Origin of the sequence: Dyadobacter linearis, assembly GCF_907165045.1 — a bacterium.
GTDB classification, from domain to species: domain Bacteria; phylum Bacteroidota; class Bacteroidia; order Cytophagales; family Spirosomataceae; genus Dyadobacter; species Dyadobacter linearis.
Genome location: NZ_CAJRAU010000017.1, coordinates 1 through 13,017, shown reverse-complemented (window position 1 = coordinate 13,017; position 13,017 = coordinate 1). Strand labels below are relative to the sequence as shown.

General features: G+C 43.9%; 9 protein-coding genes. 7 read left to right on the top strand and 2 right to left on the bottom strand.

All coding sequences use genetic code 11. From position 1 onward, the window contains the following. Positions 1-83: 83 nt before the first annotated feature. A complete protein-coding gene (locus tag KOD92_RS27260; RefSeq protein WP_215236777.1) occupies positions 84-3,302 on the bottom strand; it encodes a Tn3 family transposase in 3,219 nt (1,072 codons plus the stop codon). Positions 3,303-3,346: 44 nt separating this feature from the next. Between KOD92_RS27260 and KOD92_RS27255 the strand changes: the two genes are divergently transcribed. Beyond that, positions 3,347-3,931: a recombinase family protein gene (locus KOD92_RS27255; RefSeq protein WP_215236776.1), complete on the top strand. Its 585-nt coding sequence runs from the start codon at positions 3,347-3,349 to the stop codon at positions 3,929-3,931. A gap of 142 nt (positions 3,932-4,073) precedes the next feature. On the opposite strand, the gene KOD92_RS27250 is transcribed toward KOD92_RS27255, so the two are convergent. Next, a complete protein-coding gene (locus KOD92_RS27250; RefSeq protein WP_215236775.1) occupies positions 4,074-5,156 on the bottom strand; it encodes an exo-alpha-sialidase in 1,083 nt (360 codons plus the stop codon). Between the two features lie 623 nt (positions 5,157-5,779). Here KOD92_RS27250 and KOD92_RS27245 point away from each other — a divergent pair. The 6 genes from KOD92_RS27245 to KOD92_RS27220 all read left to right on the top strand — a co-directional run bounded on the left by KOD92_RS27245 (position 5,780) and on the right by KOD92_RS27220 (position 12,853). Continuing rightward, entirely contained in the window at positions 5,780-6,640 is an 861-nt protein-coding gene (locus tag KOD92_RS27245; protein WP_215236774.1) for a DUF3347 domain-containing protein, read from the top strand. Between the two features lie 93 nt (positions 6,641-6,733). Further along, positions 6,734-9,028, top strand: coding sequence for a multicopper oxidase domain-containing protein (locus tag KOD92_RS27240; protein WP_215236773.1), 2,295 nt, complete (start codon positions 6,734-6,736; stop codon positions 9,026-9,028). Positions 9,029-9,071: 43 nt separating this feature from the next. Beyond that, positions 9,072-11,138, top strand: a complete 2,067-nt coding sequence (locus KOD92_RS27235) for a heavy metal translocating P-type ATPase (protein WP_215236772.1) — start codon at positions 9,072-9,074, stop codon at positions 11,136-11,138. A gap of 89 nt (positions 11,139-11,227) precedes the next feature. Next, positions 11,228-11,851: a DUF305 domain-containing protein gene (locus KOD92_RS27230; RefSeq protein WP_215236771.1), complete on the top strand. Its 624-nt coding sequence runs from the start codon at positions 11,228-11,230 to the stop codon at positions 11,849-11,851. A gap of 23 nt (positions 11,852-11,874) precedes the next feature. After that, positions 11,875-12,219 carry a four-helix bundle copper-binding protein gene (locus tag KOD92_RS27590; protein ID WP_215236770.1) on the top strand — a complete coding sequence of 115 codons (345 nt, stop codon included), beginning with the start codon at positions 11,875-11,877 and terminating at the stop codon, positions 12,217-12,219. A gap of 175 nt (positions 12,220-12,394) precedes the next feature. Next, positions 12,395-12,853 (top strand): 5-fold beta-flower protein, encoded by a 459-nt coding sequence (locus KOD92_RS27220; protein WP_215236769.1) that lies wholly within the window; start codon positions 12,395-12,397, stop codon positions 12,851-12,853. The last annotated feature ends 164 nt before the right edge of the window (positions 12,854-13,017 follow it).

The window sequence follows — 13,017 nt, the reverse complement described above, 5'->3', positions numbered from 1 at the left end:
TGGGGTAAACTAAAGAAAGGGAGAAAAACCGTCACGACTTTCGTGTAGCATTTTTACTTGGCATAAGTCCGGAATATTGAATTCTAAGGCGTTAGGTTCAAATCCATAATCGAGCCCAAATCAAACATTTTATAATCTTTACCATCAGAAAAGTCATATTCTCCCACCAGGTTAATATGTGCCCAGCTGTGGGTAGAAGTTGCAAGAATTTTTTTCAACAGGATCTGCCTGTCCTGTTCGGACTCAGCTGCTACCAGTTTTTCGGATAATAACAACAAATTATAAGTGTTTACCGCATTTGCAATCAGCCTTTTACAACCTTCTGCTGTTAATTGTTCTTTCCGGGTGGCCCAGATCAATTCCTGGTTATTGCCTACGGTGATGGCCTTGGAAAAATTATTGCTGCTTTCGATTTTAGAAAGCGATCCGGACACTGACTTACGGATTAACTCATCATCCATATATTGGTATACGTAAGCGGTTTTATAGAGTCTTCCCAGATCTTTGAGGGCCTTGTAAAGCGGGTGTTGTTTAGAATACGAGTTTAAACGTCTGAACAATGTGGACGCTTTGGCATAACCAAGCTTGATGGTACAAACAAGTCGTAGAATTTCATCCCAATGATTTTCCAAATGGACAAGGTTTATTTTGAGACCCGGCACAATCTTATAATTTTGCTCACGATAAGTCCGTGCTTCGTCAATGGAATAAAGCTGCTGATGATGAAACCTTGCAAACCTGGGACGGAATTCAATGCCTAAGAGGCCGGTTACGGCAAATACGGGTTCGCTAAAACCATGTGTGTCCGTTGAATGTGCATTTGGAATGATCACTTCATTGTGCGTCAGGCCATCCAAAACATAATGTGATTCGGGTTCTGCTGCACTGAATACTGTCGAGTAAAATAACTGTCCAGCTTCATCCAGAAAGGAATACATGGTAACACCCCTGCCATTACCAAAGTATTTAAATGACGGAGAAGCAACCAGCGACGCAACGGAAACATCAAACTTCTGGCCGTCACTGGAAGTATGAACAAAGTCTACATCTTTTCTATAATGCCGGGTAAGTGGTAGGCCATTGCTAAATGCAAGTACCTTGTCATTTGCCTGCATTATAGTCTCTGGTGAAAAATATTGGAGTGCCGTTGTTTCCAGTGAACTAGTCCGGATGCCTTTTGACATGAACGAGAATTTTCGGATCCCGATATTGCACCCAAACCCAAGAATTGCCGCAAAGAACAAATTCTCATCCGGACGTTTGGGGATATGATCAATTCCTCCATGGATAAGGGAAGAAATAAAGCCGGTTGCGTTTTGGACGGTTGAGAGAACTTCAATTAGTGGAATGACATATTCTTGGGGATAGAGCGGTTCCAAATCTGTGACTTCTTCCAAACGCTTATCTTTCATCAGGTGCCAGTCACCGGTGGGGTCGAAGTATACCTGTTTGTTACTGCCTGCTTCTATATGCTCATTGGTTAATTTAATCTGGGCATTCAACCTTTCATTTAATTTAACCAGGGTTTTTCGTGAATCGGTAAAAGCTGTCAAGCCGGCTTGTTCAATCAGCTTTTCCTTTTCTTTATTCCAAACCGCCGGTGGTATTTCATACTCGTCAAAACTGCGGTAATCATAGGATGAATCAATTGGGAGTGCCCCAGACTTGATATTATCGCGAATTTCCTGAAACAGGAAAACTTTATATAAACCGGTCCGTAATTTGCCTTCCGGGGTCAACACCCGCTGCTGCTGCTCCATTCCTAAAAAATCAGTTGGTACCGACGCCCGTGTTAGAATAACTCCATTCTTTTCTTGGTAGTACCGGACCGCTGCAAGGATGTCCTTCCCGGAAGAAGTGGCACTTGGGATCAGTGCTTTTACAATATCGCTAACCTTGCCATTTAACTTGGACGAATTTTTTTCAAGCATCTGATAAAAATCTTCCCGGTCGTTTATCTTTTGGTTGACTTCCCTTAAATATTTAAGACGCTGCTGGTCTTCCTGTAACAGTTTTTGAGATAACCGTTTGTTTTTAAAAAGCTGTTCAATCAAGGCCACTTTGGCCAATGGTTCCATTGTCGTATTAGCAATGATTTTTTCAATGGCACCTAGAACATCAATGTGGGTATGACTACGGTGGGCAACACTGCTGACCAGCTGTGCGGTCTGCATCCTGTTTTGATAAAGCTCTTGTTTTACAGAATTCTCACATCCATTGACATAGTTTGTGACCGCGCTATTTAAGGTCAGGATAAGTGCATCCCCCAACATATAGTATTGGTGAATAATAAAAGAAATCAAAAGCAGATAACGGTTGGTGCTGCGTGTAGCTATCTGCGGTACCTGGTTATTGATTACATATTCGGCATAAAATTGAATGGTTGGATCCGAAAGCTTTAAGCGCCTTGCAACCGGTAACAGCTGCAAATACATGGTCTTTAAACTTCGAAAGTTGGTCACCCGCTCATGGATCTGTTTCGTTTCCATGGATTGGGAGACCCGTTTAAAAAATGTAATCTCATAACGTTTCACCTTTAAATGCTTTCTGCTGTCCTGTTGATAAGAACTGTGTTCTACCAGAAGCTGGTCTAAAAGTAAAATGTCAGCCGCTGTTAAATACTTACTTAAAATGGACTCGAGATTCTGCTCGAAACTGACAAGAGCTTTATCCAAGATTGTTTTCAAGCTTTGGTAGGTAGGGATTTCAATACGATGTGCCTGGAGAAAGCCGACCATACCTTCAAATATTAAGTATGGTCTGGTCTGTACCTGGGCCAGTCGCTGTGTTTCTTCGGTCAACGCTTCAATTGAAGGTTTTTCAAAGGCGGCAAAACCAAAATATAAAAGAATGTCCTCCCGGTGCCTGAGTGAAGTCCGTCCTTCGTAACTGGTCATCAGTACTGCGTTGACATCAACCGAAATCCTCTCCGCAACATAATCCACATCACTTTGATGGAAACGGTTTGATGCAAAAAACCGACTGACTACCCGGAAGTATCCGACCTGTAAAAGAAAGCCAACTTTATTTGATGGCGTTTGCAAAGTCTTGACATAATCAGCTGCCCACTGGGGCGCCTCTAAGAAAATCATTTTCTGGTCAACACTCAAAACAGGTGGATTGTCAAATCGTTGCCGAGCTTCTGAGGTCAGGTATTCTTTTCTTGGCATGAGGAGATTTTGTTGTACAAAAAAACGCTGCTCAGAATGTACAAACCAGGTGAGCATTTTAGAGCTTAAAAAACTACCAGAATACCGGTCATATTTTATCAAATTAGTAAAATAAACTTGTATACCAATCAAAGTATATTAAATTTATATCCATAGATGCAATAAAGTATACAAAAGTGAAAGTAGGCTACGCCCGGGTGTCCACTCAGGATCAAAATTTAGAAATGCAGCTTGATGCACTGCAAAAGGCAGGTTGCGAAAAAATATTTCAGGAAAAGGCTTCCGGAATAAAATCAGACAGACCACAGCTTGCTGCCATGCAGCAGATCCTTCGTGAAGGGGATGTGATTTACATTTACAAGCTGGACCGGTTAGGCCGATCTTTAAAACATTTGCTTGAAATAACATCTGATTTTGAAAAGCGCGGGATTGGCATGGTATCAATCAATGACCATATTGATACAACCACCGCTCAGGGCAGGTTGATCTTTAATATTTTTGCTTCACTGGCCGAATTTGAAAGAGATCTTATCAGGGAAAGGACTAAATCCGGTTTGGATGCGGCCCGCGCACGTGGTCGGAAAGGCGGACGTAGCCGGGGGCTTTCCAAAGAAGCAGAAAAAACCGCTATGCTCGCCCAAACATTATATAATGAACGTAAGTTGGGAGTAAATGAAATTGCAGCGGATTTGAAAATCTCTAAAATGACATTGTATAAATATCTAAGACATCGTGGAGTCACGATTAGCAGCAAAAGGTAAAACCCGAATTTTTGTAATCTACAATAGTCGGCTTACACTCCGGGCTAATACGCTTTTCTTAAATTCGGGAATATTAAGATCAGGTAGCGGCGGCAGCAAAAAACGAGCCGGCAAAGTGACTGAAGGTTGTATTGCCAATGCATTACAAAGTAACCGATGTTACTATAATGTGCCCCTCTCGCTCAAAAGTGCAAATCGCTGTTTTTTGATCTTTCGCCAGTGCAAGCTTAGGATATTGGCCATTGCCTAATGATGACGTCTTTAAACCATCCGGGCTTCTAAATTGTATGGAATTTTCCTGCTGCCAGGCAATAGCATTGCCCTTGGCTGTTTGAAGTATTACAGGTGTCCGGCCACTGCCTAATTTCATTTCAGTCTTGCCAGGCTGCGCAAGATAAACTTCCATTTGGCGACGCCAGACTGTGGAAGCTTCACCTCTTAAATTAACCGTCAAATCTCCGCCATCCATCGGGCATGCATTGATCATATAATCTCCGGTACCTTGTTTTTGAGCTTTCCCAAAATGTTCTCCCTTGTCTGTTGAAGAAATCAGATACATATTACGGGCACCATCCAGTTTGTTTCGGAACATGACAGAAATTTGCCCTGTTTGACTGATGTAAACTGACGGCTTGCAGCAGTCACAGATCCCCTTTTGTTCTCCTTTGTAAATCAATTGGTTCTTTCCCCAGGTCAGCCCGCCATCCTGAGAGAGCGCGCCAAATAGATTATTATTCCCAAGCCGGGTATCAAGCCAGGCGGTATAGACCAGGTTAGCATTGCCAGCGCTAATCCCAGACAATGCTTCTTTGGCAGTAGTATCCGTGTCATTAACACGTACAGGCTTAGACCATTGATTTGTTGCATTCAAAGACCGCATTGCATACAAATTTCCATGATGATCACCGACTGTGACTACCTTGTAATCCTTTGTTGTGGTAAGTTGCGGCCCCCTTCCCATCCCAAGACCCATCTGCGAAAAGTTGCCTAACAGCGCAGGTTTGGAATACGATTTGCCACCGTCACCGGAAAATGTATAGTATAAGTCACGTTCATTGGCATTCTTGACACCGTACACGATGTGTATAATACCTTCCCGGTCAACACTTATTTCCGGCTGGCTACCTGCGGCCAGTTTTTGTTCGGATTCAAAAGTACTATCAGGATAGCTTGCCAAGAAAATAAAGCAAGTAAAAGCAGCGGTTAAAAATTTTAACAACATCATATAGCTTAATTAAAAAGGTTATGCACGCTTTTAAAAGTCTTTAACCTCACAATTTACCTTTGAAATGTTGGGATCCCAAAATTATGCAACGTGGCATAGTAATTGTGTAGAAATAACCTGGAACAAAAGGCAATCTTTGTATTGCAATAAACCGTATGTTTTAATATGAGAGGTTGTGTTTTTTTACTGCTACTAATGATTTGCCTGCTGGTGCCAGCGGGAGTGAGTCATGCATGTGGCAGCAAGCACGTTCCAATCAAAAGAGAAGTAAAGCATGTGGCTTCCCATAAAAAGGCCTGCTGCGCCAGGCATCGAAACCATAGATCTGGGGATAGTAATAAGAAATGTAGCCATAGTTGTAATGAATCTGGCTGTGATTGCGCCCATTCTCTTCCTGTTTTTGCATTAAAGATCCAGCCGACAGGGTTAATCCAAAAAACCGTTGCTGTTGTTGACAATTCCACCTCTTGGTTCTTCCAGGAAACTTCCCCAAAGCCAGTGTATCTTTCACTGTGGATGCCTCCTAATATAGGTTGATAAGTTCCCTGTAGCCACAGGTACGCCCTTCCGGAGCTCTTTTCTCTTCGGACAAAAACTTATTTAAAATCCAAAATTCCATTCTGATGAAATCAATTAAAATATTGATGGCAACATTGCTATTGCTGTCTACTTTCTTATCCTATGCAGATATCAAAAATGTCACTACCGAGAATGTAACAATTGCCGGATCATGCTCTCAGTGCAAGGAAGGCATTGAAGCCGCGGCATTTGAGAAAAATATCTCCAAAGCAAACTGGGATAAGGAAACGAAGGTTGCCGCAGTCACTTACGATAGTAAAAAGACCTCTCTGGACGCAATCCTGAAAAAAATTGCATTGGCCGGTTACGATAACAAAAGCTATCTGGCACCCGATGATGCGTATGCCAAACTGGAGGAATGCTGCCGCTACGAGCGCATTGGAAAAAATGAAGTTGTGGCCCAAAAGAAAATGGCCGGCCATGAGCATGATGCTGGGTCAATGGAAACTATTAATAAGGCCAAGTCAGCTGACGCTGACCCGCTGAAACCAGTTTTGGATGCTTACTATGCAGTTAAGGATGCCCTGGTTAGCTCTGATGGAAATGCGACTTCTGCGAAAGCAACCAGCCTTGTCAAAGCACTTAAAGCAGTGAAGATGGACGAGCTGGGAAGTGAGCAGCATATGGTTTGGATGAAGGTCATGAAAGATTTGAATTTCGATGCCGAACATATTGAAGAAACCAAAGATCTAGGCCACCAAAGAGACCATTTCTCTTCCCTTTCCGAAAATATGTATAAGCTCATCAAGTCGGCAAAACCTTCTCAAGCGGTTTATTATCAGCATTGCCCAATGGCCAAAGAGGGAAAAGGTGCTAACTGGCTAAGCCAGGTATCAGCAATTAAAAACCCTTATTATGGCGCTCAAATGTTGAACTGCGGCAAAACCACTGAAACACTCAAATAGTAACAGCTGTCCTGAGCGTATTACCATAAGCTTTCGCAACACGGCTATGGCCAGCTTAGGACAGCATTCACTTCTTTATTTAAATAATAACACATGATGGATTTTCTTAAAATCCCAATATTTAAAGCTCTTGCTGCGCTGGCAATCATTGTTTCTATTTCTGGGCAGGTTTACAGTCAAAAAATAGTACGGTATGATCTATACGTTAAAGATACAACTGTAAATTTTACCGGGACGCCTAAGCGGGCCATTGCAGTAAACGGACAAATCCCGATGCCTACTTTAACGTTTACAGAAGGGGATACTGCCGAAATTTACGTACACAATGAGCTCAACGAAGAAACATCCCTGCACTGGCATGGGCTGTTCTTGCCCAACAAATATGATGGGGTTCCTAATCTGACCCAAATGCCGATTAAACCTCACACAACGCACTTATACCGGTTCCCCATTATTCAGAATGGCACGCACTGGTACCATAGCCATACTGAGCTGCAAGAGCAGATAGGCATGTATGGATCGATGATCCTGAACAAGAAAAAGGAACCAACCATTCCTACTGTTCCAGTCATATTGAGTGAGTGGACTGATATGAAGCCTAAAAACGTCCACAGGATGCTTCACAACGCAAGTGATTGGTTTGCCATAAAAAAGGGCGCAACCCAAAGCTATTCGGAGGCGATCAGTCAGGGGTATTTTAAGACAAAGGTTGGAAACGAATGGAAGCGCATGACAGCGATGGATGTAAGCGACGTGTATTATGACCGCTTCCTTATTAACGGAAAAAATGAAAACCAGCTTTGCCAGTTCAAGCCAGGTGATAAAGTCCGTCTAAGGATTTCAAATGGCGGGGCTTCAACCTATTTCTGGCTTACCTTTGCCGGCGGCAAAATGACTGTTGTAGCTAACGATGGAAACGATGTAGAGCCGGTAGATGTAGACAGGCTGATCATAGCAGTTTCAGAAACCTATGATGTGATTGTTACCATTCCAGCTGTTAAACCCGGATCTGCGCCCACTGCCTATGAGTTCCTTGCAACATCGGAAGACCGGACTAAATCTACTTCCCTGTACCTGGGTGAAGGTGTAAAACAACTGGCATCACCGCTACCCAGGCTTAAATACTTTGAGGGAATGAAGATGATGAACGGCATGATGAAAATGAATGGTGACCTGGACGATATGGGCATGAACATGAGCCTGAACCAGATGGATATGAACGTGGTCATGTACCCGGAAATTACCGGCGCTTTAAAAAGCAAAAAGAAGGATACAGGCAAAGCCATGGATATGGGAAACATGAAAATGGATGATACCAAAAAAGCGGACGAACATGCTGGTCATAACATGTACAACAGTAATGCATTGTCCACGATTACGACGCTAAATTATGCCATGCTTCAATCGCCTGAAAAGACATCTTTACCTAAGGATGCACCGGTAAAAGAGCTCCGTTTTGTATTGACTGGCAACATGAACCGGTACGTATGGAGCATGGACAATAAAGTGGTTTCCGAGCGTGACAAGATCCTGATTAAAAAAGGTGAAAACGTCCGCATGGTCATTTACAATAATTCCATGATGCGGCACCCAATGCACCTTCATGGCCACGATTTCCGGGTACTCAATGGAAAGGGAGTGAATGCACCTCTGAAAAACATCATTGACATCATGCCCATGGAAACTGACACACTTGAATTTGCTGCAACTGAAAGTGGTGACTGGTTTTTTCATTGCCATATCCTTTACCATATGATGAGCGGCATGGGCGCAGTTTTCTCCTATGAGAATTCCCCGGCAAATCCTGAGATCCCTAACCCCCGGTTAGCACAACGCAAACTGTTTGCCGATGACCGGGAGTTTCATTTCATGGCCGAAAACGATATTGCCACCAACGGCAACGATGGTGAAGCGATGATACAAAATACACGGTGGAGTATTGGCAGTGAGTGGCGACTGGGCTACCACGACCACCACGGTTATGAAGTCGAAACACACTTGGGGCGTTACATTGGGAAAATGCAATGGCTGATGCCATTTATTGGCTTTGACTGGCGGTACCGAAAAATGGGGATGGATGAAGTAGAAAGCAATCTTTTTGGCCAGCGAAACACCAAGGATCAGAGATCCGTGTTTAGCGCGGGAGTAAACTACATGTTGCCCATGCTGGTTACGGCGCAAGCTGAAATATTCACCGATGGTAACCTGCGTTTTCAATTGGAACGGATGGATATACCAGTTTCCAAACGTCTGCGGATGAACCTGATGGTCAATACGGACAAGGAGTACATGGCCGCCCTTCGGTATATCTTTACCAGGTATGTAGGTGCCACAGCCCATTATGACAGCGACATGGGTTTTGGTGTCGGGCTGACCTTGAATTACTAGCCAATAGATCTCAGTTTACTTAGTACCACATAAACAGTGACAAATGGAAAATCACCACCACCACGGGCATCATCCGGAAAAGCAGCCCGAAGCCGTGCACGGAATGAAAGGAGTTGAACATGAGCATCATGGTCACGGCGGGCACACCGATGAAGACAGTAGCCATGACAAACACGCAGGCCACCATACCGAGGATTTTTTAAAGCGCTTCTGGATTTGCATGGTCATTACTTTGCCAATCCTTTTGCTATCCCATATGATCCAGCAATGGATTGGTTTTAACTGGACCTTCCCAGGTGATCAATATATGCTTTTGGCACTAAGCACGATCATATACTTCTATGGGGGCTGGCCGTTTCTGACGGGCCTTGTCCGGGAGCTGAAAAGCAAAACCCTGGGTATGATGACCCTGGTGGCGGTTGCGATTACTACTGCGTATGTATATAGCGTGGCCGTGGTTTTTGGGCTGGAAGGGATGGACTTCTTTTGGGAGCTTGCTACCCTGATTGATATTATGCTCATTGGGCATTGGCTAGAAATGAAATCGCAGATGGCCGCCTCAAAAGCCCTGGAATCCCTGGTTGCTTTACTTCCATCAGTGGTTCATGTAGAAAAGGACAATCAGGTAACCGATATACCTTTAAAAGACCTTCGCACAGGGGATTTGTTACTTGTCAAGCCAGGTGAAAAGGTGCCTGCCGACGGATTGGTCACAGATGGACGTTCTTATGTGAACGAAAGCATGCTCACTGGCGAAAGTGTGCCAGTTCAAAAGCAGAAAGACGATAAGGTTATTGCCGGTGCTATCAACGGTGATGGTGTCCTCAAAGTCAAGGTTACCGGGGCGGGCAATGACAGCTACCTGCAAAAGGTCATCAACATGGTCAAGACTGCCCAGGGTGCTAAATCCAGTACCCAAAACCTGGCAGATAAGGTAGCCGGATGGCTAACCATTGTTTCCATTACAGTTGGGGTTGCGACTTTCATCATCTGGTACACTGGTGGTCAAAGCCTGGCATTTGCCTTAGAAAGAATGGTTACCGTTATGGTAACATCTTGTCCGCATGCCTTGGGGGTCGCTATCCCTTTGGTTATTGCCATTTCGACAACCATTTCTGCAACGCATGGGCTGTTGATCCGCAACCGCACTGCCTTTGAGAATGCGCGAAAACTGACTACAATCATTTTCGATAAAACCGGCACACTTACCAAAGGCTCTCATGAAGTCCAACAGATAATACCCATTGACGAGCAGCTGTCAGCAGACCAGATTTTACAGTATGCAGCGGCTGTACAACAAAACTCCGAGCACCATATTGCCCACGGCGTAATCAGGAAATTGAAAGAAAAAGGATTGCAGCTTTACAAGTCCACCGATTTCAATTATATGCAAGGCATTGGGGTAACAGGTACTGTGGATGGCAAGAAAATAGTAGCTGCCGGACCTAATTATTTCACACAGGAAAATAAACCGGTGCCTGCCATTCCCGACCAGGTAGACCAGGCCACTGACACGGTAAACTTTATCCTGATCGATGGAAAGCTGGTTGGCTTGATCACTTTTGCCGATACCATTCGGGAGAATGCAGCCCAGGCAATCGCTGAACTCAAAAAAATGAACATCAAATCGTTCCTTTTGACCGGGGACAATGCCAAGATTGCAGAAGCGGTCTGCAAAAAACTGGACATGGACGGTTACCTGGCGGGTGTGCTGCCGCATCAGAAGCAGGATAAGGTCAAGGAGTTTCAAGACAAAGGAGAGATTGTAGCAATGACAGGTGACGGGGTCAATGATGCGCCCGCGCTTGCGCAAGCAGACGTGGGTATTGCCGTTGGCTCCGGAACTGACGTAGCAGCCGAAACAGCCGATATTATCCTGGTAAATAGTGACCCGATGGATGTAGTGCAAATGATCATATTTGGCAGGGCTACTTACAGAAAAATGGTGCAAAACTTGGCTTGGGCAATTGGCTACAATGTAATAGCTATACCACTGGCCGCCGGTGTTTTGTACCCTTCCTTTATGTTAAGCCCGGCAATGGGGGCAGTCCTGATGAGCGCATCCACGATTGTGGTTGCTATTAATGCAAAACTGCTTAAAGTTAATTAAGGAAATTTTAACACATAATGGCATAAATATTTCAAATGCATCCCACTGAATTTCAGCAAAATAAACCACTTATTTAAATAAACAAACACATGAAAGCAACGTACAAAATTTTAGGACTCGCTGCATTGATAGCCTTTTCAACCGCCTGCTCGGATGACGACGACAACAATCAAATCTCCATTCAAGCCCATGATGAAAATCAAATGATGACACTTATGCATGAGATGATGGATGAAATGCATACCATGAAAGTGACACAGGATCCTGATATCGATTATGCAAGTATGATGAGAATGCACCACATGGGTGCTATTGACATGGCAGAGCTGGAATTGAAGTCCGGAACTAGTAGCGAAATGAAGGCTAAAGCCCAGGCGATCATTGATGCCCAGCAGAAAGAAATAGCAGAATTTGATTCTTTCCTTGCCAATGCTAAGCCTACTACCATGAACATGGAATTCCATATGAAAATGATGGACGGGATGGACCGAATGGGCAAGCAATCTGACCTTCAAATTATAAATGGGAACATAGACCAGGACTTTGCCACCTTGATGATCGAGCACCATAAGAGTGCTACGGAAATGGCACAGATGCACTTAGTAATGGGTAAGGATGCTGGCTTGAAAGAAATGTCTTCCATGATCATTGAAGAACAGAATAAGGAAGTAGCTGATTTCCAGACCTGGCTACTGGCTAACAGAAATAATTAACCACCAATTAAACCTTAAATTTTATGGCACATCAACAATTTAAAGAATGTATCGATGCTTGTGTGGCATGCGCTATCGCTTGCAGCCACTGTGCAACAGAATGTTTGAAAGAAGAGCACGTAGGGCATATGGCAAAGTGCATCCAGCTTGATTTAGAGTGCGCGGCGATCTGCCGAAGTGCGGCCGAAGTGATGAGCCTTGGCAGCAGTTTCAGCGCGCACTTATGCCGGGTTTGTGCGGACGCATGCAATGCGTGTGCCGATGAATGTGAAAAACATGCGGAAATGGGTATGGATCACTGCCGCCAGTGTGCAGAAGCTTGCCGTCATTGCGCCAAAATATGTGAACAAATGGCAACCCCAGTTTAATTGACCATCCTGGGTTAACACAATCGAAGGGTAATCATTTTGGTTACCCTTTTTCAATGGCCACCTGAAACAAACTCGGTTTACCTGATTACAAGCACCTGGATATGTGACCCTTATCATGTTTGCTCAGCGCTATTGAAGGTAAATTTGATAAATTATAAAAACCGGTAGTCAAATGAAAATGCACCAATTTATCTTCCTCATAGCATTTCTTGTATTTGCGGTTGGAAATGTATATTCCCAAAACTACAAACAGCCAATACCCGCTATTGATGCCCAGGGTAAGGTTACTGATGCGAAAGGAAAGCATATTGGCTGGGTTACCAGTGATGGAACTATCAAAGATGCTGCCGGAGTGAAAATTGCCCACATCGATGATCAGGGAAATGCCGTTGATGCCGCCACCGGTAAGTCCATAGGTAAAGCCGCAAAAAATGGCACATACCTTTACCATGTCCAAAGCGGGGCCGCTGATAGCTTAACGGTATCTAATCCTATGAATGGAACTTGTGAAGTCAAAGACAAAAATGGCAACACAGTTCTTTTGGTTCATGAAAATTACAAGCAGTACGGTGCCTGTGCGCTACATTGCCTTCAAATGAAAAACGAGCATAAGGATATGAAAATGAAATGATCTTGCAATTTCGTTGATGTAGGATTTGCGACAACCAAATTGAATTCATTTGTCAAATATTTTGGGTTGTGTGTTGGCTGACAATTGAACGTACCGTACTATACCAGGAGAAAAACCGCACGCGGAAGTCGTGACGGTTTTTCTCCCTTTCTTTAGTTTACCCC

Coding starts and splice junctions, on each gene's coding strand:
- KOD92_RS27235 (WP_215236772.1), top strand. CDS start 9,072: ATGGAAAATCACCACCACCACGGGCATCATCCGGAAAAGCAGCCCGAA.
- KOD92_RS27220 (WP_215236769.1), top strand. CDS start 12,395: ATGAAAATGCACCAATTTATCTTCCTCATAGCATTTCTTGTATTTGCG.
- KOD92_RS27240 (WP_215236773.1), top strand. CDS start 6,734: ATGATGGATTTTCTTAAAATCCCAATATTTAAAGCTCTTGCTGCGCTG.
- KOD92_RS27590 (WP_215236770.1), top strand. CDS start 11,875: ATGGCACATCAACAATTTAAAGAATGTATCGATGCTTGTGTGGCATGC.
- KOD92_RS27250 (WP_215236775.1), bottom strand. CDS start 5,156: ATGATGTTGTTAAAATTTTTAACCGCTGCTTTTACTTGCTTTATTTTC.
- KOD92_RS27230 (WP_215236771.1), top strand. CDS start 11,228: ATGAAAGCAACGTACAAAATTTTAGGACTCGCTGCATTGATAGCCTTT.
- KOD92_RS27245 (WP_215236774.1), top strand. CDS start 5,780: ATGAAATCAATTAAAATATTGATGGCAACATTGCTATTGCTGTCTACT.